The organism is Variovorax sp. GW821-FHT10B04 (assembly GCF_059415645.1).
Genome location: NZ_JBWKNQ010000013.1, coordinates 106261 through 126537 on the forward strand (window position 1 = coordinate 106261; position 20277 = coordinate 126537).

The 20277-nt window shown below is 68.5% G+C and carries 20 protein-coding genes; 5 read left to right on the plus strand and 15 right to left on the minus strand.

The features are described 5' to 3' along the window. Positions 1-48: 48 nt before the first annotated feature. The 11 genes from AC07PZ_RS26195 to AC07PZ_RS26245 form a co-directional block, all read right to left on the minus strand. Positions 49-1641 (minus strand): DUF1800 domain-containing protein, encoded by a 1593-nt coding sequence (locus tag AC07PZ_RS26195; protein ID WP_495298087.1) that lies wholly within the window; start codon positions 1639-1641, stop codon positions 49-51. Between the two features lie 162 nt (positions 1642-1803). After that, positions 1804-2478, minus strand: coding sequence for a DsbA family oxidoreductase (locus AC07PZ_RS26200; protein WP_495298088.1), 675 nt, complete (start codon positions 2476-2478; stop codon positions 1804-1806). Position 2479: 1 nt separating this feature from the next. Further along, a complete protein-coding gene (locus AC07PZ_RS26205) occupies positions 2480-3238 on the minus strand; it encodes an alpha/beta fold hydrolase (protein ID WP_495298089.1) in 759 nt (252 codons plus the stop codon). Further along, positions 3235-4458, minus strand: a complete 1224-nt coding sequence (locus tag AC07PZ_RS26210) for an MFS transporter (RefSeq protein WP_495298090.1) — start codon at positions 4456-4458, stop codon at positions 3235-3237. Before AC07PZ_RS26210 ends, AC07PZ_RS26205 begins: the two co-directional genes overlap by 4 nt. Beyond that, the gene (locus AC07PZ_RS26215; protein WP_495298091.1) at positions 4455-4874 is read right to left on the minus strand and encodes a carboxymuconolactone decarboxylase family protein; all 420 of its coding nucleotides are present in this window, start codon (positions 4872-4874) and stop codon (positions 4455-4457) included. Before AC07PZ_RS26215 ends, AC07PZ_RS26210 begins: the two co-directional genes overlap by 4 nt. Then, positions 4874-6130 carry a 3-carboxy-cis,cis-muconate cycloisomerase gene (pcaB, locus tag AC07PZ_RS26220; RefSeq protein WP_495298092.1) on the minus strand — a complete coding sequence of 419 codons (1257 nt, stop codon included), beginning with the start codon at positions 6128-6130 and terminating at the stop codon, positions 4874-4876. The genes AC07PZ_RS26215 and pcaB overlap by 1 nt, the downstream gene beginning before the upstream one ends. Positions 6131-6146: 16 nt before the next feature. After that, positions 6147-6980, minus strand: coding sequence for a shikimate dehydrogenase family protein (locus AC07PZ_RS26225; protein WP_495298093.1), 834 nt, complete (start codon positions 6978-6980; stop codon positions 6147-6149). Positions 6981-6984: 4 nt separating this feature from the next. Beyond that, positions 6985-7848, minus strand: a complete 864-nt coding sequence (locus tag AC07PZ_RS26230) for a sugar phosphate isomerase/epimerase family protein (protein WP_495298094.1) — start codon at positions 7846-7848, stop codon at positions 6985-6987. A gap of 88 nt (positions 7849-7936) precedes the next feature. Next, positions 7937-9472: a carboxylesterase/lipase family protein gene (locus AC07PZ_RS26235; RefSeq protein WP_495298095.1), complete on the minus strand. Its 1536-nt coding sequence runs from the start codon at positions 9470-9472 to the stop codon at positions 7937-7939. Further along, the gene (locus AC07PZ_RS26240; RefSeq protein ID WP_495298096.1) at positions 9469-10812 is read right to left on the minus strand and encodes an MFS transporter; all 1344 of its coding nucleotides are present in this window, start codon (positions 10810-10812) and stop codon (positions 9469-9471) included. The genes AC07PZ_RS26235 and AC07PZ_RS26240 overlap by 4 nt, the downstream gene beginning before the upstream one ends. Positions 10813-10897: 85 nt before the next feature. After that, positions 10898-11821 (minus strand): shikimate dehydrogenase family protein, encoded by a 924-nt coding sequence (locus AC07PZ_RS26245; RefSeq protein ID WP_495298097.1) that lies wholly within the window; start codon positions 11819-11821, stop codon positions 10898-10900. A gap of 203 nt (positions 11822-12024) precedes the next feature. Here AC07PZ_RS26245 and AC07PZ_RS26250 point away from each other — a divergent pair, with 203 nt between their 5' ends. Next, on the plus strand, positions 12025-12810 hold the full coding sequence (locus tag AC07PZ_RS26250) for an IclR family transcriptional regulator domain-containing protein (RefSeq protein WP_495298098.1): 786 nt from the start codon (positions 12025-12027) through the stop codon (positions 12808-12810). Positions 12811-12849: 39 nt separating this feature from the next. On the opposite strand, the gene opgC is transcribed toward AC07PZ_RS26250, so the two are convergent. Beyond that, the gene (gene opgC / locus AC07PZ_RS26255) at positions 12850-14022 is read right to left on the minus strand and encodes an OpgC domain-containing protein (protein WP_495298099.1); all 1173 of its coding nucleotides are present in this window, start codon (positions 14020-14022) and stop codon (positions 12850-12852) included. Between the two features lie 132 nt (positions 14023-14154). Between opgC and AC07PZ_RS26260 the strand changes: the two genes are divergently transcribed. Together AC07PZ_RS26260 and AC07PZ_RS26265 are read left to right on the plus strand one after the other, a co-directional pair. Further along, positions 14155-15180 (plus strand): phosphotransferase enzyme family protein, encoded by a 1026-nt coding sequence (locus AC07PZ_RS26260; protein ID WP_495298100.1) that lies wholly within the window; start codon positions 14155-14157, stop codon positions 15178-15180. Positions 15181-15244: 64 nt separating this feature from the next. Then, a complete protein-coding gene (locus AC07PZ_RS26265) occupies positions 15245-15955 on the plus strand; it encodes a hypothetical protein (protein ID WP_495298101.1) in 711 nt (236 codons plus the stop codon). Between the two features lie 58 nt (positions 15956-16013). On the opposite strand, the gene AC07PZ_RS26270 is transcribed toward AC07PZ_RS26265, so the two are convergent. From AC07PZ_RS26270 to aroC, 3 genes are read right to left on the minus strand one after another with little or no spacing between them, the layout of a single operon-like run. Beyond that, positions 16014-16607 carry a rhomboid family intramembrane serine protease gene (locus tag AC07PZ_RS26270; protein ID WP_495298102.1) on the minus strand — a complete coding sequence of 198 codons (594 nt, stop codon included), beginning with the start codon at positions 16605-16607 and terminating at the stop codon, positions 16014-16016. A gap of 43 nt (positions 16608-16650) precedes the next feature. Then, the gene (locus tag AC07PZ_RS26275; protein ID WP_495298103.1) at positions 16651-17868 is read right to left on the minus strand and encodes an MFS transporter; all 1218 of its coding nucleotides are present in this window, start codon (positions 17866-17868) and stop codon (positions 16651-16653) included. After that, positions 17868-18977: a chorismate synthase gene (gene aroC, locus AC07PZ_RS26280; RefSeq protein WP_495298104.1), complete on the minus strand. Its 1110-nt coding sequence runs from the start codon at positions 18975-18977 to the stop codon at positions 17868-17870. Before aroC ends, AC07PZ_RS26275 begins: the two co-directional genes overlap by 1 nt. 80 nt (positions 18978-19057) lie before the next feature. On the opposite strand from aroC, the gene AC07PZ_RS26285 reads away from it, so the two are divergent. Together AC07PZ_RS26285 and AC07PZ_RS26290 are read left to right on the plus strand one after the other, a co-directional pair. Beyond that, positions 19058-19480 (plus strand): cupin domain-containing protein, encoded by a 423-nt coding sequence (locus AC07PZ_RS26285; RefSeq protein WP_495298105.1) that lies wholly within the window; start codon positions 19058-19060, stop codon positions 19478-19480. Positions 19481-19568: 88 nt separating this feature from the next. Continuing rightward, positions 19569-20153, plus strand: a complete 585-nt coding sequence (locus AC07PZ_RS26290; RefSeq protein ID WP_495298106.1) for a GbsR/MarR family transcriptional regulator — start codon at positions 19569-19571, stop codon at positions 20151-20153. Positions 20154-20277 lie beyond the last annotated feature (124 nt).

Genomic DNA, 20277 nt, shown 5'->3' on the forward strand with positions numbered 1-20277 from the left:
GTGTCGAGCTTCGAGGCCGAACTGTGTTCCACGTCCTGCGTTCTCGGCTCACCGATGCATGAATTCGGGCGAGGCCAGCAGGAAGGTGTTCCAGTCCTGCGGTGTCTTCGCTTGCGCGAGCGCGTCGCGCGTGCCGGCACTCAGGGTGGGCAGCGCGGTCTTCACGGCGTCCGATGCCGCCAATGCCGGGAACGGCGGCTTCTCCAGCGGCGCGTTGTCGGTGCGGAACAGCACCGCGCCGTTGGCACCGATCGCACGGGCGATCTCGAAGCGCGTCGCCATCTGGCCCGCGCTGGACCAGGCGGCCCGCGTGAGCGGGTAGCCCTCGGGCGTCTGGTGGTTGTAGAGCCCCTCGCCCATCCAGTTGATCCAGCCGAGCATCGGGTTCACGTTGAGCGCCACGCGATCGTCATAGGCCAGCCGCACGCTGCCGATCACGTAATGCACCGGGTCGCGGAACTTCTGCCCGAGCGACGCGGTGAACTCGGACGATTCGAACATCGTCGTCAGGACCGCCGCGATGTCGCCGCCGCTCCCTTGAAAGGTCGCGGCCATGCGGTCGACAAGCTCGGCCGGCGGCGCGTCGGAAACGAAGTAGACGGCGAGCTTGTTCGAGATGAAGCGCGCGGTGGCCGGTGCGCTCGCCAGCCGGTCGAGCGCCTCGTCGACCTCGGCCAGGCCGTGCCGGGTCATGGGCTGACCGAGCAGCGTCTTGGGCCCGTCGTCGTGGCGGTTCGGGTTGAACTCGAACAGGCCCTGCCGAACGTACGCCGCCTGCAAGCCGGGACGAAGCTTCGGTGGCGGCTCGGCCGGATCGCGCAACGTGACGCCGACGCCCGTCAGGACGCGGGCCAGCTCCTGCACGTCCGCTTGCGAGTAACCGCCGTTGACGCCCAGCGTGTGCAGCTCCATCAGCTCGCGCGCGTAGTTCTCGTTGATGCGGTTGGCCGCGTTCTGCGCGTTGTCGAGATAGCGCAGCATGGCCGGATGGCGCACCGTGGCACCCAGCAGGTCGCGAAAGCGGCCGAGCGCATGCGGCCGGATGGCGCTCTCTTCGTAGTCGCCCACCAACGCGCGGATGTTGTCCTTGCGCGTGTCGACGTTGAAGTGGTTCATCCAGAACCAGGTCATCTGCGATTGCAGCTGGTCCGGCGAATACAGCGCGCGCAGCAAGAAGCGCTGTTGCGACTCGCGTGCGAGCTGATTCAGCCGTTGCTGATAGGCCTGCCGGGCCGCCTTCTTGCCGTCTTCATCGGGCTGCGCATCGGCCGCCTTGCGCTGCGCATCGAGCGAACGCGCGAGTTCGTCGACCGGGGTGCGCGAGATGGCCATCGCATCGATCTGCGCCTGCGCGGCCGCGGGAAGCACCGATGCGCGGGGATGGAGCTGCTGGCCGAGCCAGGCCGGCAGACCCTGCTGCGACAGCTGCGCCGCGCTGCGTGCATCGCTGCCCCAGCTCACGCGATCGAGCCAGCGGCGCTGCGACGCCTCGTCGGGCGCGGACACCTTCGGCGCGGTCACCGGACCGAAACCCGGCGCCACCGCGCAGGCGCCGAGCACCAGCGCGCCACACACGGACGCCACCCACCGCAGCGTGGCGTCACTGCACGCGAGGACCGCGTTTCGCTTCGATGGCTTCATCGACTCTCCTTGGCAGGTGACAGGCCGAAGCAGATCGGCGCGCCGATCTGCTCAACCCGCCGACGATGCGCCGGGTTGACCCGATTTACAAGCGAGTCGTAAGCGAATGAAAGTGGTGGTGACCGCTCGCCACCACGCGGCAGTTGCCGGCCGGTGGACGCGTCAAGCCTGCGCGACGTCCGACGGCGCCGCGCCGGCGATCTGCCGCAGCGCGCGCTCGAACACCTCGACCGGCTGGCCGCCGGAGATCAAGTGCCGGTCGTTGATGATGATCGCCGGCACCGAATGGATGCCGGCATCGGTGTACATGCGTTCGCGCTCGCGCGTCTCGGCCGCATATTCGTCGCTCGCGAGGATCGCGCGGGCACGCACCGGATCGAGCCCGGCGTCGGTCGCGGCCCGCACCAGCAGTTCGACGTCCGACGGGTTGTCGCCGTCGGTGAAATAGGCCTTCAGCAGGCGCTTCTTCAGCGCCGTCTGGACCGCCTCGCCCTCCAGCTCGGCCCAATGCAGCAAGCGGTGCGCGTCGAAGGTGTTCCAGATGCGCTTGCGTTTGGCCAGCCCGAACTCGAAGCCGACCGCTGCGCCGCGCGCCCGGATCGCCTCGCCATTGGCGCTGGCCTGCTCTTCCGAAATGCCGTACTTGCGCGTCAGGTGCTCGACCGTGTCCTCGCCCTCCGGCGCCATCTGCGGATTGAGTTCGAAGGGCTGGAAATGCAGCTCGGCGCTGACCTCGGGCGCCACGCGCTGCAGGGCCGCTTCCAGCGACGTGAGGCCGATGGCACACCACGGGCAGGAGACATCGGAGACGAAATCGATCTTCAAACGGGCGGTCATATCAGCCTCTCCAGAAGTTGATGAGCAGTTCGACGAACTCGTCCGGCCGCTCGACCGCGCTCACATGCGCCGCATCGATGGTCGCGAGCTTCGCGCCGGGAATCGCGGCGACCATCTGCTCCGACATGGCCGGCGGCGTCGCCAGGTCCTGCGTGCCGGCGATCACCAGCGTCGGCACCGCGATGCGGCGGTTGCTTTCGCGGAAATCGATCGCGGCGACAGCGTTGCAGCTGGCGATGTAGCCGTCCGCATCCGTCGCGACCAGCGTCTTGTGCAGCGCAGCCGCCGCAGCGGCGCCTTCCGGCGTGGCGGCCCAGGCCGGCGTGAGCCAGCGTTCGACCGCACCGGCCGCGACATCGGCCACGCCGTTGGCCTTCACCCGCGCCGCGCGCGCGACCCAGGGCGCCTGGTCCGGATAGTGCGAAGCCGAATTGGCAATCACCACGTCCTTCAGCAGCCCCGGATGGCGCAGTGCCAGCGCCTGCGCCGTCATGCCGCCCATCGACAGGCCGACGAAGTGCACGGGCTCGTCGGCCTCGCGCGCGATCAGTGCGGCCGCATCTTCGGCCAGTGTCTCCATGCTCACCGCGCCGGGCACGCGTTCGGACGCGCCGTGGTTGCGGTGGTCGTAGCGGATCACGGTGTGCGCCTTGGCGAGCCGCTCGGCGACGGCGTCCCACATGTGGAGGTCGCAACCCAGTGCGTGGCTCAGCACGACGATCGGGCCCTGCCCTTCGCGCACGACATTCAGACGGATCATGAGGATGTGTCCTTTCGTTGTTGGAGGCGTGGCGCATGCAGGCGCGGCAGCCAGAAAAAAGCGATGAGCACCAGCGACACGCCGGCCAGCCACATCGGTACCACCATCGGCCAGGCACCGCTGCTGCCTTCCGGCCCGACGAAGATCGCGGCGATCTGCCCGACCACGAACGCGACCAGCATCATCCAGAAACCCGACCACGATACCGCGCGTCCGGCCAGGTGCGGCAGGTCGCCGACCGCGCCGGCCTGGCCGCAGGGCTGGTGGATGCCATGGCCGAGCACGAACACCGCATGCCCGAGCAGCAGCGGCCAGGCGCTCATCGGCAACAGCCAGCAGCCCAGGGCCTGCAGCATCGGGCCGCTGATGCTCAGCAGCGCGCCGATCTGCACCGTGCCCACCGGGCCGAAGCGCCGCAGCAGGCGCCGGCACATCGTGGTGCTGAACACGTAGATTGCCGAGCCGCCCGCCGGAATCCAGCCGTACATCGCGGGCGAAAAACCGAGGTAGTCGATGTAGACCATCGGCGAGAACAGCAGGAAGCAGAAGATGCCGCCGTAGGTCGACGCGGCGACGGAGGCCCAGGCGCGGAAGCGCTGGCTCGCGAACACTTCGCGCAGGCTGCCCTGGGGCGCACCCGGCACGCCAGCGACGAGCGTCTCGTGGAAGTAGCGCGCGCACAGCGCCCAGAGCACGGCGGCGTACAGCCCCATGCTGCCCAGCACCCATCGCCAGCCGCCCCATTGCACGGCGGCCGCGCCGATCAGCGGTGCGGCCAGCGCCACGACGCCCAGGCCGGTCAGCCCGCGCGCCATGACATGCGGACCTTCATGCGCCGGGTACAGGTCGCGCACCGCGGCCCGCGCGCAGACCAGCACGGCGGCCATCGCGAAGCCCTGCAGCCCGCGGCAGACGACCAGCATCGGCACACCGGTCGCGACGACGCAACCCATCGCTGCCAGCGCGTAGCAGGCCAGGCCGGTCAGCAGCACCGGCCGGCGGCCGAAGCGGTCGGCCAGCGGCCCGCACGGCAACTGGCCGAGGCCGAAGCACAGGACAAAGACGGTGAGCGTGGCGCTGGCCGCACCCATCTCGCGCGCGATGGCCGGCAGCGCGGGCAGGTAGCTGTCGGTCGCGACCGGCTGGGCCGCGAGCAGCAACGGCAGCAACAGCGCGAAAGAGATCCCGTCGGCGCGGCGCGAGGCGGCCGAGCCGCTCACTTGGCGGGTTCCAGCAGGCCTTTTTCGCGGAGGATGCCGGTGGCAATGCCGAAGGCGTGATTCGCCACGGGCACACCGCAGTAGATGGCCGACATCATGATCACTTCCTTGATGTCGTCGGGGGTGAGGCGCGACTCGGGCGGTCCGTCGAGCGCGGCGCGCACGTGCATCGCGAACTCCTCGTACGCGTGGATGCCGAGCATCATCGACAGCACCATGAAGCGGCGCGTCTTGTCGCCCAGCGCGGGGCGGCCCCAGATGTCGTTCCAGGCGTGGCGGGTGATCAGTTCCTGGAACTCGGCGTTGAAGCCGTTGCGGTTGGCAAGCGACTTGTCGACCCAGGCATCGCCGAGCACGCGGCGACGGTTGACGAGACCAGCCTCGTACTCGGAGGCGGGCGGCGTACTTTCATTCATCAGGAAGAGCTTTCGGTGGCGGCAGGTGCATCGATTTTGCGTGAAGCCCCGGGGCCGCGCAGGGCGGCCCGGCGATGTCCGAGTGCGGCGACCTGTTCCTGCACCGTGGCCGAAATCTGTTCCGCCAGGGCCGGGTCGAACCACTCGTCCGCGGCCTGCTGCGGCAGCTCCCCGCGCAGGTGATCGATGTTGGCGCGCATGCGTGCCGCGTCGACCTGCAGCCCCGGCAAGGCGCCGGCCAGTGCATGCAGGCTGCCGTGCGCGGCCATCCACAGCTGCGGCCACTCGGCGAGTTCGGCTTGCCAGGCGCCGAGCGCCCGCTCGTGCTGCTGCGGCATGGCGGCCAGCAGTGCGGCCACGCGCTGCGGCGCACGGTGCGCAGCCGCCAGCGCGACCATCGAGGCCACCGGATTGCGCTTGTGCGGCATCGCCGACGAACCGCCACGGCCCGGCTCGCTCGGCTCGGCCAGCTCGCCGACCTCGTACTGGCCCATCAGCGAGATGTCCAGTGCGATCTTGCCGAGGCTGCCGGTCAGCAGGCCGAGTTCGCAGCCGAGTGCGACCCACTCGTCGCGCTGCGTGTGCCAGGTCGCGCCCGGGTCGCCGAGTCCGAGCGACTCGGCCATGCGCGCGCGCACGGCCGCACCCTGCCCCTTCATCTGCGCCAGCGTGCCGACCGCGCCGCCGAGTTGCACGCGCAGCGCATGCGGCGCCGCGGCCCGGAGCCGTTCGCGGCTGCGCAGCAGCGGCGCGACCCAGCCGATGCACTTGAAACCGAAGCTCGTGACCGACGCGGGCTGCATCAGCGTGCGCGCCAGCACGGGCGTGGCGGCATGCTGCGACGCGTGCTGCAGCAGTGCATCGATCGCGCGGTCGAGGTCGGCCTCGACGTGCGCCAGCGCATCGCGCGTGACCAGCGCCATCGCGGTGTCGATCACGTCCTGGCTGGTCGCGCCCACATGCACGTGCGGCAAGGCGTCGGCGTTGAACAGCGCGACCGACTCCTTCAGGCTCTTGACCAGCGGGATGGCGACGCTGCCGGCGCGGCCACTGTCGCGCACGATCTTCGCGACATCGAACAGCTCGACCTTGCAGCTGCTCGCGATCGAATGGGCGGCCGATTCGGGGATCAGTCCGACGGCGGCCTGGGCGCTCGCCAGCGCGGATTCGAAGCGGAGCATCGCATCGACGAAGTGGCTGTCGCTGAAGGCGTCGAGGACCTGCGGGGTGGAGAGAAAGCCGTCGAAGATGCTCATGGCGTGAAGCGAAAACCTAGTATTTGAGTTGAGCCACCGCGCGCAGTTCTTCCGGCGTGGCCGTACCGAAGCCGAAGAATTCGAGGTAGGCCGGAATCATCTCGAAGAGCATGTCGGTGCCGACCTGCACGGCGCAGCCCTTGTCCTTGGCGGCGCGCAGCAGTGGGGTGAACTCCGATTTCATCACGACTTCGCCGACGAAGGCGTCGGGCGAGATGCGCGACACGTCATAGGGCAGCGGGTCGTCGTCCTTCATGCCCAGCGGCGTGGCGTTGACCACGATGCCGTAGCCCGCCGGGTCCTTCGAACCGGTGCTGACCTTGAGCTGCGGATAGTGCGCGACCAGCCGTTCGCCGAGCGCCTTCGCCGAAGCGTCGTTGGTATCGAACAGCGCGAGCTCTGCCGCGCCGGCCGCCGCGATCGATGCGGCAATGGCCGAGCCGACGCCGCCGGTGCCCGACACCATCACGCGCTCGCCCTTGAAGAGGCGGCCCTTGCGCTCGACGCCGCGCACGAAGCCGGCGCCGTCGAACTGGTCGCCCAGCAGCGTGCCGTCGGGGCGCAGCAGGATCGCGTTGCAGGCGCCGGCGATCTTCGCGGTCGGCGTGACCTCGTCGACCAGGCCGACGGTCGTGACCTTGTGCGGCATGGTGACCAGCGCACCACGGATGTTGGAGAAGCGGAAGATCGCCGCGAGCGACGCCGCATAGTCCTCGGGCTTGACGCCCATCGGCACCACCACCGCGTCGATCCCCTTCTTGTCGAACCAGGGGTTGTAGATCATCGGCGCCTTGAAGGCTTCGGTCGGGTAGCCCAGGTGGGCGATCAGGGTGGTTTTTCCGGAAATCATGGGGTTACTCCTGGGTGCGTGGCACGTGGTGGTCGCTGATCCAGCGCACGCTCTTCATGGCGCGCTGCGCGACCGCCAGCGGGTCGAAATTGACGTAGTCGTCGTTGAACACCTCGAAGGTGTAGTCGCCGGCGTAGCCCATGTCCTCGAGCAGCTGCACCAGCGGACGCACGTCCTGCAGGCCTTCGCCGGGGAACAGGCGCTGGTGGCGCGCCAGCTCGATGATGTCGAGCGGCTTGTCGCCATAGGTGAAGAAATAGTCGGCCAGCTGGACGAGGAAGATCTTCTTCACGTCCACCTGCGCGAGCCGTTCGAGCGACTCCGGCGTGTCGTCGCCGAGCACCGCCATGTGGAAGGAGTCCAGGTTCAGCCCGACGGCCGGATGGTCGCAGCGCTGCACGATGTCCCAGGCCTGCTGCCAGCGGTTGACGTGCCGGCCCCAGCTCAGCGCCTCGTAGCAGATGCGGATGCCGAGCGGCGCGGCCAGGTCGCCCAGGATGCGCAGGTCGGCGGCCGCGCGCTCCGGGTCGTCGATGGCGCGTGGCAGCGTGGTCGAGCAGCACAGCAGCAGGTCGGCGCCGACCATCGACATCTGGCGCAGATGCTCGCGGGCCACGTCGAGCCGGTGGGCGCGCATCACGTCCGGCGCGCATTCGAAGTCGCGCAGCGGCTGGAAGTCTGTCACGCGCAAGCCGCTCGACCTGATCTGCGCCGCCGCACCCGCCAAGCCGGCCGGATGCGTGACCAGGTCGCGCGCCCACATCTCGACCCCGGCAAAGCCCGCCGCCTTCATCGCTTCGAGCTTGTGCCCCAGATCGCCCCCCATGGTGATGGTGTTGAAGCCGAAGCGGTCGATGGCGATGGACATGGGAAGCGTGCGTCTTTCGGATGAATGCGGGAAGCGCGGGTGAATGGGGCGGGCGGCAAACGGGATGTGGAAAGCAGCAGGCGATGCGTCAGCCGACGAATTCGAGCTGCGTGCGCCGCGGCACGTCGATCAGCGCCGGCGCCGCGGCCAGCCGCAGCATCGACATGCGGCGCTCGTCGAAGGTCGGCCACTGCGGCACGCCTTCGCCGTTGGGGTTGCCGGTGCGCGCAAAGTTCAGCCAGATGTGCTGCATCAACTGCGTGACGCGTGCGTCGTCCGCACCCCAGTCGCGCGTGAGCACGCCGGTGGTGCCGAAGACGTAGGCGTATTCGGAACTGTGGAACACGCCCAGCGCCTGCGCCGGCTCGGCATCGCCGGACTCGCGGTAGCGCTGGCCCGGCTTGAACGGCTGCAGATGGTCGAAGTAGTAGAGCCAGCTCGGCGCCTTGCGCGTGTGGCTGCGCACCGCGGCATGCACGCCGGACGCGAACAGCTCGTCACCCACCAGCGAGAGGCTCGCGGCCTTCGCCTCGGCATCGTTCGCCGCGGGATAGAGCTGCCGTGCCTGCGCGATGCGGTCGCCGAAGCGCTTGGCCAGCTTGTCGTCGAAGCTGGCGAGGTCGCGCGAGAAGCCGAAGGTGCTGCCCTCGTCGGCGTTCCAGCCGGTCAGCAGCGGCACGGCCACCTGCTCGCCGGCGGCGAAGATTTCGCGCGCCGGGCGCGCGATGAAGTCGCCGTCGGCGATCGGCATCCAGCGCTCGGGCCGGGCCAGGTAGCTGTCGAGCAGCGCCTGCGCCGGCAGCGCACGCAGCGCGTCGGGCGTGATGGCGCCGATGCTCTCCGCAAAGGCGGCGCCGGAGCGCTCGGCATCCGCCAGGCTCTCCATGCCGGTCACGCCGAAGCTCTGCGCGATCGCGCGGGCATAGAGCCCTTCGGTGCGCGGCGAGGCCATCATGTTGATGACGCCGGCCGCACCGGCCGACTGGCCGAAGATCGTGACCTGCTCCGGGTCGCCGCCGAAGGCCGCGATGTTGCGCCGGACCCAGCGCAGCATGGCTTCCATGTCGCGCAGGCCGTAGTTGCCCGAGCCGCTGGCGCCCGCCTCGGCCGCTTCGGCGCTGAAGGCCGGGTGCGCCATGAAGCCGAGCGGGCCGAGCCGGTAGTTGAAGGTGACCAGCACCACGCCCTGCGCCGGCAGGTCGCCGTCCACGAACACCGGATTCGCGCCCGAACCCTGCTGGAAGCCGCCGCCGTGGAACCAGACCATCACCGGCAGCCGGGCATCGGCCGATGCGGCGGGCGTCCAGACGTTCAGATAGAGGCAGTCCTCGCTCATCGGCTGCACGCCGGCGAATTCGAAGTACACGGATTCGGTCGAGCGGCCCGGCTGCATGCACTGCGGCGGCAGCGTGTCGGCGGCGCGCACGCCGCTCCAGGGCACGACCGGCTGCGGCGGCTGCCAGCGCAGTGCGCCGACCGGCGCCGCGGCGTACGGCATGCCCAGGTAGGCGCGCACGTTCGCACCCGGAAGGCTCGCGGTCGACCATTCGACGCCACTCACCAGCCCGCCGTCGACCTGGATCGGTGACAGCGTCGTCTGCGCGGGCATGCCGTCGACGCTCATGCAGCCGCCCCGGCCTTCTTGCCCAGCAGGCGCATCGGCACGTTGTAGGTTTCGCGGGCGGTCGATGCCGAGATGGCGGCGATCACGCACGAAGCGGTCACCAGGCCGGCCACGGGCATCCAGCCGGTCGGGCCTTCACCCAGGATCGCGGCGCTGATGGTGGGGGCGAAGCCGCCGAGCGCAAAACCGATCTGCGTGCCGATCGCCATGCCCGACAGGCGGACGCGGGTGTCGAACATTTCGCCGTAGAGCGAAGGCCAGACCGCGTTCGACGCGCTGTAGACCACGCCCGACAGCAGCACGCCGAACACGTAGATCAGGAAGATGTCGCCCTGGGCGATGGACCACAGCGTCGGCCAGATCATCACGGCACAGGCCAGTGCGCCGAAGATGAACACCGGCTTGCGGCCGATGCGGTCCGACAGGATCGCCCACAGCGGGATCGCGACCAGCGCCACGAGGTTGGTGCAGACCAGCAGCGTCAGCATGCTGGCGCGCGGGATGTGCATGGTGTTGACCGCATACGACAGCACGAAGATGCCGAAGATGGTGCTGACGACCGAGACCAGCGCGGCGAAGATCACACGCAGCACGTCGGGCGTGTGGTCGCGGAACAGGATGGCCATCGGCAGCTTGGGCGCGGCCTGCGTCTTGGCTTCTTCCTCGAAGGCCGGGGTTTCCGGCAGGCTGCGGCGGACCCAGAAGCCGACCGCGACGACCACGGCGCTCAGGAAGAACGGAACGCGCCAGCCCCAGGCCATCAACTGGTCTTCCGGCAGGCCGGAGATCGGCAGGAACACGAGCGTCGCCAGGATGAAGCCCATCTGCGTGCCGCTCAGCGTGAAGCTGGTGAAGAAGCCGCGGCGGTTCTCCGGTGCGTGCTCCAGCGTCATCGAGTTGGCACCGGCCTGTTCGCCGGCGGCCGACAGGCCTTGCAGCAGGCGCAGCACGACCAGCAGGATCGGCGCCGCGATGCCGATCTGGTTGTACGTCGGCAGCAGGCCGATCGCGAAGGTCGAGACGCCCATCAGCAGCAGCGTGAAGGTCAGCACCTTCTTTCGGCCGAACTTGTCGCCCACGTGGCCCATGAAGAACGCGCCGATCGGCCGCGTGATGTAGCCGACGCCGAAGGTCGCGAAGGCGGCCACGGTCGCCAGCTTGGGGTCGATCGACGGGAAGAACAGCTTGCCGAACACCAGTGCGGCGGCCGTGCCGTAGATGAAGAAGTCGTAGTACTCGACCGCGCTGCCGATCCAGCTCGCAAGGGCGGCCTTGCGAGGCGACTTGCCCGCCTCCGCGGCGCGCGCGGCGGCTGCCGCTTTCGATGTGCTGATGGACATGTTTCGTCTCTCTTTTTGATGAAGAAGGCGGAAAAAAAGCACCTCGCGGCGCCGGGGTGGAAAGCGTCGGCCCTGTCTCGCTCCGTCAGGCGACGCTCGCGGACTGGTATCGAATCGGTGTCCGGATCTCGTCGGCCATCGCGGGCGGGTAGACGATCTCGCGGATGAAGTCGGCGTCGGCGCGCAAGGCCTTGGCGGCCTCGGCATGGCCGAAGTAGTCGAAGTAGTACGGCATCTGCTGCACCAGCATCTCGAAGCCGGCCTGCGCATTCAGGCCGCGTGCGCGGGCGGCCCGCACCAGGGGCGTCGGCTGGTTGCGCAGCAGGATGTCGAACAGCGCGGCGTGGCCGTCCATGCGGGCCACGTCGAAGGGCAGTTTCTGGGTTTCGTCCAGGCCGATCGATGTTGCGTTGATCACCAGGTCGTAGCCGGCCGGATCGCTGCTGTCGACCGCGGTCACCGTGGCATCGAAATAGGTGTCGAGCCGGGCCGCGACGCTGGCCGCCTTGCCGGCCGAGGTGTCGAAGAAGGCGATGTGCTCGGCGCCGTTGACCGTGCCGCCTTCGGCCAGCGCCACGCCGATCGCGGAGGCGCTGACGCCGGCGCCGATCACCAGCACGCGCTTGCCACGGAACGGCACGTTGCAGCGGTCGAGCGCGCCCAGCAGGCCTTCGCCGTCGAACAGGTCGCCCTCGAGCTGGTCGTTGGCGGTGCGGCGCACGATGTTGACCGAGCCTGCGACGCGGCCGAACAGGCCGCAGCCGTCCAGCAGGTCGACCACGCGCGGCTTGTGCGGCGGCGCGATCAGCATGCCCTTGACGTTGCGGGCCAGGAAGGCCGACTTCAGCCAGGCCGCGAAGTCGCGCACCGGCACCTGGACCGGCACCAGCACGGCGTCGATGCCGAAGCGCGCGAAGGCCGCGTTGAACATCTTCGGCAGGCGCACGTTCCCCACCGGATCGCCGGGAATGAGGTAGACCGAGGTACTGCCGCTGATCGATGGGTTCATCTGTTGCTCTTGGGTTTGTTCGCCAATCGCCCGAAGGGTGGGAACGACCCGGACTGTAGTCATCCGTTTCGGCCGCCCAAAGGGTCCTGACAAGAGTTTGTGCGATAAACGTTCGTTTGTGATCGATGATCGAACGCTTGAAGGGTTTTACCTAAGCACGGATCCATCCGTTCACGCAACCCCGAAAGGCAAACTCTGGCGTCATGAGCGAGGAAGAATCCGCGGTACCGGCCGGCCTGCAGAAACGCGACTGGATCGCGGGGCTGGAGCGCGGCCTGAGCATCATCGAGGCTTTCGATGATGCGAACCCACGGCTCACCGCCAGCCAGGCCGGCCAGCGTACCGGCATGACGCGCACCGCCGCCCGCCGCTACCTGCTCACGCTGCAGGCAATGGGCTATGTGGCGAGCGACGGCAAGCTGTTCTGGCTGACGCCACGGGTGCTGCGGCTGGGCCAGTCGTACCTGGAGTCGGCCCGCCTGCCGCGCATCGTCCAGCCCTTCCTGCAGCGGGTGGCGGCCGGCACGCACGAAACGGCCTACCTCAGCGTGATGGACGGCGACGAGGTCGTCTACATCGCCCGCAACGGCCCGAACCGCAACATGAGCACCGGCTACGTGCTGGGCGCGCGCGTGCCGGCACAGGTTACCGCCGCCGGCATGCTGATGCTGTCGCTGCGCGACGATGCCGAGCTGTCGCAATGGCTGGCGACGCGCGAACTGCGGGCCTACACGTCCCACACGATCGCCAGCAAGGAGCGCATGAAGCTCGAGCTGGCGCGCATCCGTGCGCAGGGCTGGTCGCTGTCCGAACAGCAACTGGACCTGAACTCGCGCGGCGTGGCGGTGCCGCTGCGCGACCGGCATGGCGACGTGGTCGGCGCGCTGAACATCACGATGCCGATGGGCCACGAGAGCAGCGACGACGCGGTCGCGCGCGTGCTGCCGGTGCTGCGCGAGACGGCGCAGGCGATGCGCAACCTGATCTGACCCGGGACCGGCCCGGGCTTCGCGGGCAGCCGGCGCTGGCTATTGCGGCAACGCCTGGCGCGCCGGCATCGGCTCGCGCCGGCCGCCGTCACGCGGTGGCCGCGGCGCGCGCGCCTCCCACCATGCCACTGCGCGCGCAACGCCGTAGAGCAGCGCGAACACCGCGGCCAGCAGCAGCACGTCGCCCCACCACGGCCGCACGCGGTGGTCGCCGCCGAAGGTCGCCAGCACGATCAGCACCACGACCAAGTGCGCGCAGAACACCGACAGCGAGGCCGAACCCATGGCCTCGAGCACGCGCGGCCTCGGCAGGCGCGCCAGGATCTCGGGTCCGAAGCGGATCGACACCACGCAGATCGCCGCCAGATTGACGAGCCGCAGCGGCGCGAGCCGCCACTTGTCGAACAGCAGCGTGTTCATGTCCATGTCGTCGCCGAACGGCGCCTGGCCGCCTGCGCCGTAGTGCCGCCAGTACAGGCAATACAGCGCGACGATCACGGAGCCGATCAGCAGCCAGGGCGGAAAACGCAGCGGCTGCGCGTCGGGCGCACTGCGGCTCGCGCCCAGCCACAGGCCGGCGAACCACAGGAACTGCCAGGCGAAGGTGTCGAAGGAGCCGGTCTCGCTGTAAGGCACCGGCACGCCGACGATCGCGACGACGTGGCCGTAGAGCCAGGGCGTCATGTTGAACTGCGCCAGCAGCCACAGCAGAGCGCTCACCGCCATCACCCGCCCCCAGCCGAAACGGAAGGCGGCGACCAGCACCCAGGGGCTCAGCAGCATGAACAGGATGTACAGCGGCAGGATGTCGAGCAGCGCGGGCTGGTAGACCAGCAGCAGCGAATACAGCAGGCCTTCGTGCGGATGCGCGAGGTAGTACTTGAGCAGCTCGTGCATCGCCGGCTGGCCGGTCTTCAGCCCGACCATGGTGATCACCGTGAACAGGAAGATCAGCAGCAGCGCCTGGATCAGGTAGATCTTGAGCGCACGCCGCCAGAAGGCCTCGCGCATCGCCGTCACGCCGCGTGTGTAGCCGATGCGGCTGTAGACCAGGCCCGACACGAAGGCCGACAACAGCACGAAGCCTTCGGCGGCCGACACGAAGCCGAAGGGTTGCCCGACCGGATCGGTCAGCATGCTCGGCACGTGCGTGATGGTCATCAGCACCAGCATGAGCCCGCGCGTCGCGTCGATTTCCCAGTAGCGCTTCATGAAGTGGATGAGATCGAGGTGGCTGAAAGGTTCCGGGATCCGCTTCGCGCGGATGGCGGAGACTCGCAAATCGACGCGGCACTGCGTGTAGGCGCATGCCATGAATTCTTGCGTGCGCCCGACAATGACCCCATGACCGACACCCAGGGCCACGACCCGGACCTCATTCCCACGCACACCACCGCGGCGGCCCTGTCCATCGCCCGCTGGGTGGAGAAGCACCATGGCGTCGCGGTGCAGCAGTGCCAGCTGATCCGCCGCGGCCTGAACGACAACTACGCGCTGCGTTCCGCCGACGGTGCCCGGTACGTGGCGCGCCTGTATGCGATCCGCCCGCGTGGCGGCGTCAACGTCGACTTCGAGGTCGCGCTGCTGGCGCACCTCGCAGCGCGTGGCGTGGAGGTGGCGGCGGCGGTGACGACAGCTGATGGGCGCTCGCACGCCCCGCTGCAGTTCCCCGAGGGACCGCGTGCCCTGGCGCTGTTCCGGCATGCGGCGGGCGCGGTGCCCGACACGCTGGACGAGTTCGAGTCGACCGGCCGCACGCTCGCCCACATTCATGCAGCGGCGCGCGACTACGCCGGCCCGCCGAGCCGCTACACGCTCGATGGTCACCACCTGGCCGGCAGGACGCTGGGCTACCTGAACGGCTATCCCGAACTGGACGCCGATCTGCTGGTCGCGTACCGGCGGCTGGTGCAGCGTCTGCTCGGCGAACTGGGCGCAGCCGAGGACGGACTGACACGGGTCGTCTGCCATGGCGACACGCATGGCTTCAACAACCATGTGACCACGGACGCTGCGGGCGACAGGAAAGCCGTGTTCTTCGACTTCGACGATGCCGGCCCGGGCTTCCTGGCCTATGACCTGAGCGTGATGCCCTGGTCCTACCTGTTCCGCAAGGCCCTCAAGGAACCAGACGACACGCTGCGCGAACGCTGGACGCACTACCTGCGCGGCTACCGTGCCACTGGTGGCGCGATCGGTGAGCGCGACATCGCGGCATTGCCGCTGTTCGTGCAGCTGCGGCACCTGTGGAACCTCGGCGAAGCCGTCGGCCGCCTGCATCACTGGGGAACGAATTCCGCGCCGCCGGACTGGCTGCGCAAGCAGCTGGACTTCTTCGAGGCGTGGAAGGGGCTGGACCTGCGTGGCTGATGGCGGCGGCGCCGCAGCCTCCAATGGACCCGTTGAGCCACATCCGCGACCAGGCACAGAAGCGATGCTGGAAGATTACTTCTCCCTTCAGCTGAGATTCGCCGAGCGATATGCGGCGGTGGCGAACATCCGCTTCGATGTCGCCATCGCGCATTGCACGAACCTGCGGCGCCGGCTGAATTTGTGGGGTCCTTCAGGTGAAGTGCGCTGGAACGAATTCCTCGATCGGGTCAGTCGCCTGGCGTTGTCTCACGCTGAAGCGCTCGGCATGTGCATGGCGCTGCATGAACGTCGCCCCCGACTGGAGACCGGCCTTGCGTTCGGCTGCTTTTCCTATGAGCCACCCGACGCGCAGGGTGTGCTGCGCCTTCACTTCATGCCCCCACACGATGTGCACGCCAGCCCGTTGGCTTCGTCGAACATCGGTGCCAGGCGGGACGAGTTGCGCGCCATGTTCCTGCACATCGGCCGCACCGAGCGCAACGCAGCGTCCGTGCGCGGCGTTTCGTGGCTGTACAACATCGACGCGTACAGAAGGCTGTTCCCGGCCCCCTATGCTGCCTCTGCGCAACCGGCCTCGTTCCCCCTGCACTTGAACGGCAGCTCCACATGGGGACAGGTCTTGAATTGGCGTCAGGAAGTCAGGCCCGACATGCGGGATGCGCTGCAGGCCCGCATGGCCGCCATGTCGATCGAAGCACCCTGGGAGATCTTCCCGTACCAGGCACGGGTCGCCGCAGGCGGGATCGATACGTTCTACGCGTTATTCACCTGAGCCCTTTGCGAGCGCAAGACGACTTCATCCGAGGCGACCGCGTGCATCGAGAAAGAACTCAACGCCGCGTGCCGAACGGTATCTGCCCGCGCCAGTAGCGCATCGTCAGCCAGCCGCCCGCCAGGCCGCCGAGGTGAGCGAAGTGGGCCACGCCGCTCATGCTGCCGGTCACGCCCAGCAGCAGCTCGACCACGCCATACAGCACGACGAACAGCCAGGCCGGCATCGGGATTGGTGGAATCAGCGGCACGATGCGGCGGTGCGGGAACAGCATCGCAAAGCCGACCAGCAGGCCGAACAGGCCGCCCGACGCGCCGACGGTCGAGTACATGCCGCCCGTCCATGCGGCAACGGCCAATTGCGCCAGGGCCGCGCACAGCACGCTGACGAAATAGAACGCGAGCAGCCGCCGCGGGCCCCAGACGCGCTCCAGTTCCGCGCCGAACATGAACAGGCCGAACATGTTGAATACCAGGTGCGACAGCCCGCCATGCAGAAAGGCGTAGCTCACCGGCTGCCAGACCTCGAATGCGCCGGAGCCGATCGGCCAGAGCGCGAAGGCGTCCAGTGCGCCACCGCCGAACATCTGCAGCAGGTAGACGATGACGTTGGTCAGGATCAGCGCCTGGGTGGCGGGCGGTAGAGAAAACATCCGTCGGTCCTTCTGAGTGGTCCTGTGCGATTCGCCGGGTGGCTCACGGTTCCCGCGGTCCGCCGGCCGGGACTGTCGCGGCGCCCCACTGGCCTTCGATCTTCGCAAGTTTGAAGGCGCAGGCGGTGCCCAGCGCCGACAGCAAGGCTGCGGCGCCGAACATCACGCCGAAGCCAAAGCGGCTGGCCAGCGCGCCGCCGGCCAGCACGCCCGCCACGCCGCCGATGCCGTAGCCGACGACCGTGAACAGCGCCTGTCCGCGGCCGCGCAGCCGCCCCGGGAAGTAGCGCGTGACGAGCACGATGCAGGTGGTGTGATGCGCCGCGAAGCTCAGCGCATGCAGGCCCTGCGCAAGCAGCACGGCCAGCAGCCAGTCGCCCGCTGCACCGGTCAGCCCCATGCGCGCGACCGACACCACGCCACAGACCAGCAGCCAGCGCTCCATCGACAGGCGGCCGATCAACCGGCCCTGCAGGAAGAACCAGCTGATCTCGGCCACGACCGACACGGCCCAGAGCATCCCGATCATTCCCTTGCCGTAGCCGAGCGAGTCGAGGTACAGCGACAGGAAGGCGTAGACCGCGAAGTGCGACATCACGTGCAGCCCCAGCGATCCGAGGAACCAGCGCACCGCCGGCTGGCGCAGCACCGGCCCGATCGGCACGTGCGCCTCGCCCTGCGCAGCGGCGGGCTCGCGCACGTCGGGCAAGCGGCAGGCGGTCCAGAGCACCAGTGCCAGCGTGATGCCGGCCCATGCCGGAAAGTGGCGCATGCCGAAATGCTCGAACCAGGCGCCGGCGACGAACACCGTGAGCAGGAAGCCCGTCGAGCCCCAGAGCCGGATGCGGCCGTAGCGGCCCCAGTCGCCGGCGACCAGGTGCGCCATCGCGGCCTCGGTCAGCCCCATCATCGAACTGGTGTGCGTGAAGAGCAGCAGCAACACCAGCGCCACCCACCAGGCGCCGCCCTGGAACCAGAGCCCCAGCGACACGGTGAGCGCCACCGCCGCACTCAACCGCAGCAGCCGCACGCGCTCGCCGGTGCGGTCGCTGAGCGCGCCCCAGGCATACGGCGCGAAGACACGGGTGATGGACTGAACCGCCGCCAGCAGGCTGATCGTGAGGATCGGCAGGCCCTGGTCCTTCAGCCACAGCGGCAGGTACGGGTTGAAGAACCCGATGTGCGCGAAATAGCTCGCCGACAGCGCCGCGAAGGCCAGCAGGTGGCCGCGACCGCCGCCCGCCACGGGCGCGGCGGACACTAGAGGAACGACGCCTGCAGCGACGCGGCGGCGGCGATGGGCGCGCCATCGATGTCGCCGCATTGCGCACGGTGGCGCAGCGCATGCTCCATCACGACCAGCGCCAGCATCGCCTCGGCGATCGGCGTGGCGCGGATGCCGACGCAGGGGTCGTGCCGGCCCTTGGTGACGACTTCGACCGGCTGGTTGTGGATGTCGATCGACTGGCGCGGGCTGATGATCGAGCTGGTCGGCTTGATCGCGATGCTCACTTCCAGGTCCTGGCCGGTGCTGATGCCGCCGAGCACGCCGCCCGAATGGTTGGTCACGAAGCCTTCGGGCGTGATCGAGTCGCCATGCACCGTGCCGCGCTGCGCGACGCTCGCGAAGCCGGCGCCGATCTCGACGCCCTTCACCGCGTTGATGCCCATCATCGCGAAGGCGATGTCGGCGTCAAGCTTGTCGAACAGCGGCTCGCCCAGGCCGACCGGCATGCCGGTGGCGGTCACGCGGATGCGCGCGCCGCAGGAGTCGCCGGCCTTGCGCAATGCGTCCATGTAGGCCTCGAGCTTCGACACGTCGGCGACGGGCGCGAAGAAGGGGTTGGTCGGCACGTGCGACCAGTCCTCGAAGGGGATCTCGATCTCGCCGATCTGCGTCATGCAGCCGCGGAACTGCACGCCGTACTTCTCGGCCAGCCATTTCTTGGCGACCGCGCCGGCAGCGACCGTCGGCGCGGTGAGCCGGGCCGACGAACGTCCGCCACCGCGCGGATCGCGAATGCCGTATTTCTTGAAGTACGTGAAGTCGGCGTGGCCAGGCCGGAACTGCTGCGCGATCTGGCCGTAGTCCTTGCTGCGCTGGTCGGTGTTCTGGATCAGCAGCGCGATCGGCGTGCCGGTGGTCTTGCCTTCGTACACGCCGGACAGGATCTGCACCGCGTCGGGCTCCTGGCGCTGGGTGACGTGCCGGCTGGTGCCGGGGCGGCGGCGGTCGAGGTCGCCCTGGATGTCCGCCTCGCTCAATGCCATGCCGGGTGGGCAGCCGTCGATCACGCATCCGATCGCCGGGCCATGCGATTCGCCGAAGTTGGTGACCGCGAAAAGGGTGCCGAAAGTGTTGCCGCTCATGGGGCGGGATTATCCCCTGTGCGCAGGAACGGTTTATGCGTGCTGCGGCGCAGCATCCCCACTTCGAGAAGGAGCGCCCCATGCTGGACCGTGCCGCGACCAAGTTCTCCCATGTGAAGCCCGGTGACACCGAGTTCGTCCCGGGCGGCTTGCGAGACTTCTTTCTCTACCGCGACCTGGGTGTCGCGGAGGCCACCAACGGCAAGGTGATCGCCCATCTGGTGAAGGCCAACATGGCACCGGAAGCGGGCACGGGCTGGCACCGCCACGAGGCGGATTTCCAGATCGTGATCATGACCAAGGGCTGGGCCAAGTTCATGTACGAGGACAAGGAGACGCTGGTCGAGGCCGGCGACGTGGTGCACCAGCGCCCGGGCATCCGCCACTACCTGTTCGACTATTCGCCGGACATGGAATACCTGGAGATCGTCTCGCCAGCCGACTTCCGGAGCGTGGACTGCGAACCGGCCGCCGAAGTGCCGGCGCCGACGCCCTGGAAGTGACCTTGGCCGGGCCGCTGCATACCCCTGATGCGAGCACGTCAAATTTTCAGGACTTCCTGAAACTACAGCATCCGGCAACAATCGCCGGATGCACCGTATCTCCGCCGAGCTCCCTTCCCTCAACCGCCAGTTCGTCGCGCACTTCGGCGAGATGGGCAGCAAGTGGGGCATCAACCGCACGGTCGGCCAGATCTATGCGCTGATCTTCATCTCGCAGCGCGCGTTGAACGCGGACGAGATCGGCGAGTTGCTGTCCTTCTCGCGCTCCAACGTGAGCATGGGTTTGAAGGAGCTGCAGTCGTGGCGGCTGGTGCGGCTGCGCCATCAGGCCGGCGACCGCCGCGAATACTTCGAAGCGCCGGCCGATGTGTGGGAAATTTTCCGCGTGCTTGCCGAAGAGCGTCGGCGCCGCGAGATCGAACCCACGCTGTCGATGTTGCGCTCCGCCTTGCTCGAGGAAGCCACCAGTGACGAGGAGCGCCACGCGCAGCAGCGCATGCGCGAGATGCACGACCTGATCGACCGGCTGATGAAGTGGTTCGACGACGTGCAGCGGCTGGCACCGGAGACCGCGATGCAGCTCATGGGCATGGGCGCGACGGTGACGAAGGTGCTGGGCTTGAAGGACCGGCTGACGGGTGGGAAGGCGAAGAAGAAGCCGGCTGAAGGCTGAGGCGTTGGGGCCGTTGCTGGCTGATGCGTTCAGCGGTTCAGCGGTTCAGCGGTTCAGCGGTTCAGCAAAAGCGTTCTTCGGTGATGGGAAGGCGTCGGCGGGTGGGATGCCTTGGGGCGGCAGA

What these genes read in the sequence shown, in the direction of transcription:
- AC07PZ_RS26215 (WP_495298091.1), bottom strand. Translation starts at nt 4,874, where the DNA reads ATGAATGAAAGTACGCCGCCCGCCTCCGAGTACGAGGCTGGTCTCGTC.
- AC07PZ_RS26205 (WP_495298089.1), bottom strand. Translation starts at nt 3,238, where the DNA reads ATGATCCGTCTGAATGTCGTGCGCGAAGGGCAGGGCCCGATCGTCGTG.
- AC07PZ_RS26250 (WP_495298098.1), top strand. Translation starts at nt 12,025, where the DNA reads ATGAGCGAGGAAGAATCCGCGGTACCGGCCGGCCTGCAGAAACGCGAC.
- AC07PZ_RS26270 (WP_495298102.1), bottom strand. Translation starts at nt 16,607, where the DNA reads ATGTTTTCTCTACCGCCCGCCACCCAGGCGCTGATCCTGACCAACGTC.
- pcaB (WP_495298092.1), bottom strand. Translation starts at nt 6,130, where the DNA reads ATGAGCATCTTCGACGGCTTTCTCTCCACCCCGCAGGTCCTCGACGCC.
- AC07PZ_RS26235 (WP_495298095.1), bottom strand. Translation starts at nt 9,472, where the DNA reads ATGAGCGTCGACGGCATGCCCGCGCAGACGACGCTGTCACCGATCCAG.
- AC07PZ_RS26245 (WP_495298097.1), bottom strand. Translation starts at nt 11,821, where the DNA reads ATGAACCCATCGATCAGCGGCAGTACCTCGGTCTACCTCATTCCCGGC.
- AC07PZ_RS26225 (WP_495298093.1), bottom strand. Translation starts at nt 6,980, where the DNA reads ATGATTTCCGGAAAAACCACCCTGATCGCCCACCTGGGCTACCCGACC.
- aroC (WP_495298104.1), bottom strand. Translation starts at nt 18,977, where the DNA reads ATGAGCGGCAACACTTTCGGCACCCTTTTCGCGGTCACCAACTTCGGC.
- AC07PZ_RS26260 (WP_495298100.1), top strand. Translation starts at nt 14,155, where the DNA reads ATGACCGACACCCAGGGCCACGACCCGGACCTCATTCCCACGCACACC.
- AC07PZ_RS26290 (WP_495298106.1), top strand. Translation starts at nt 19,569, where the DNA reads ATGCACCGTATCTCCGCCGAGCTCCCTTCCCTCAACCGCCAGTTCGTC.
- opgC (WP_495298099.1), bottom strand. Translation starts at nt 14,022, where the DNA reads ATGAAGCGCTACTGGGAAATCGACGCGACGCGCGGGCTCATGCTGGTG.
- AC07PZ_RS26230 (WP_495298094.1), bottom strand. Translation starts at nt 7,848, where the DNA reads ATGTCCATCGCCATCGACCGCTTCGGCTTCAACACCATCACCATGGGG.
- AC07PZ_RS26285 (WP_495298105.1), top strand. Translation starts at nt 19,058, where the DNA reads ATGCTGGACCGTGCCGCGACCAAGTTCTCCCATGTGAAGCCCGGTGAC.
- AC07PZ_RS26195 (WP_495298087.1), bottom strand. Translation starts at nt 1,641, where the DNA reads ATGAAGCCATCGAAGCGAAACGCGGTCCTCGCGTGCAGTGACGCCACG.
- AC07PZ_RS26265 (WP_495298101.1), top strand. Translation starts at nt 15,245, where the DNA reads ATGCTGGAAGATTACTTCTCCCTTCAGCTGAGATTCGCCGAGCGATAT.
- AC07PZ_RS26200 (WP_495298088.1), bottom strand. Translation starts at nt 2,478, where the DNA reads ATGACCGCCCGTTTGAAGATCGATTTCGTCTCCGATGTCTCCTGCCCG.
- AC07PZ_RS26240 (WP_495298096.1), bottom strand. Translation starts at nt 10,812, where the DNA reads ATGTCCATCAGCACATCGAAAGCGGCAGCCGCCGCGCGCGCCGCGGAG.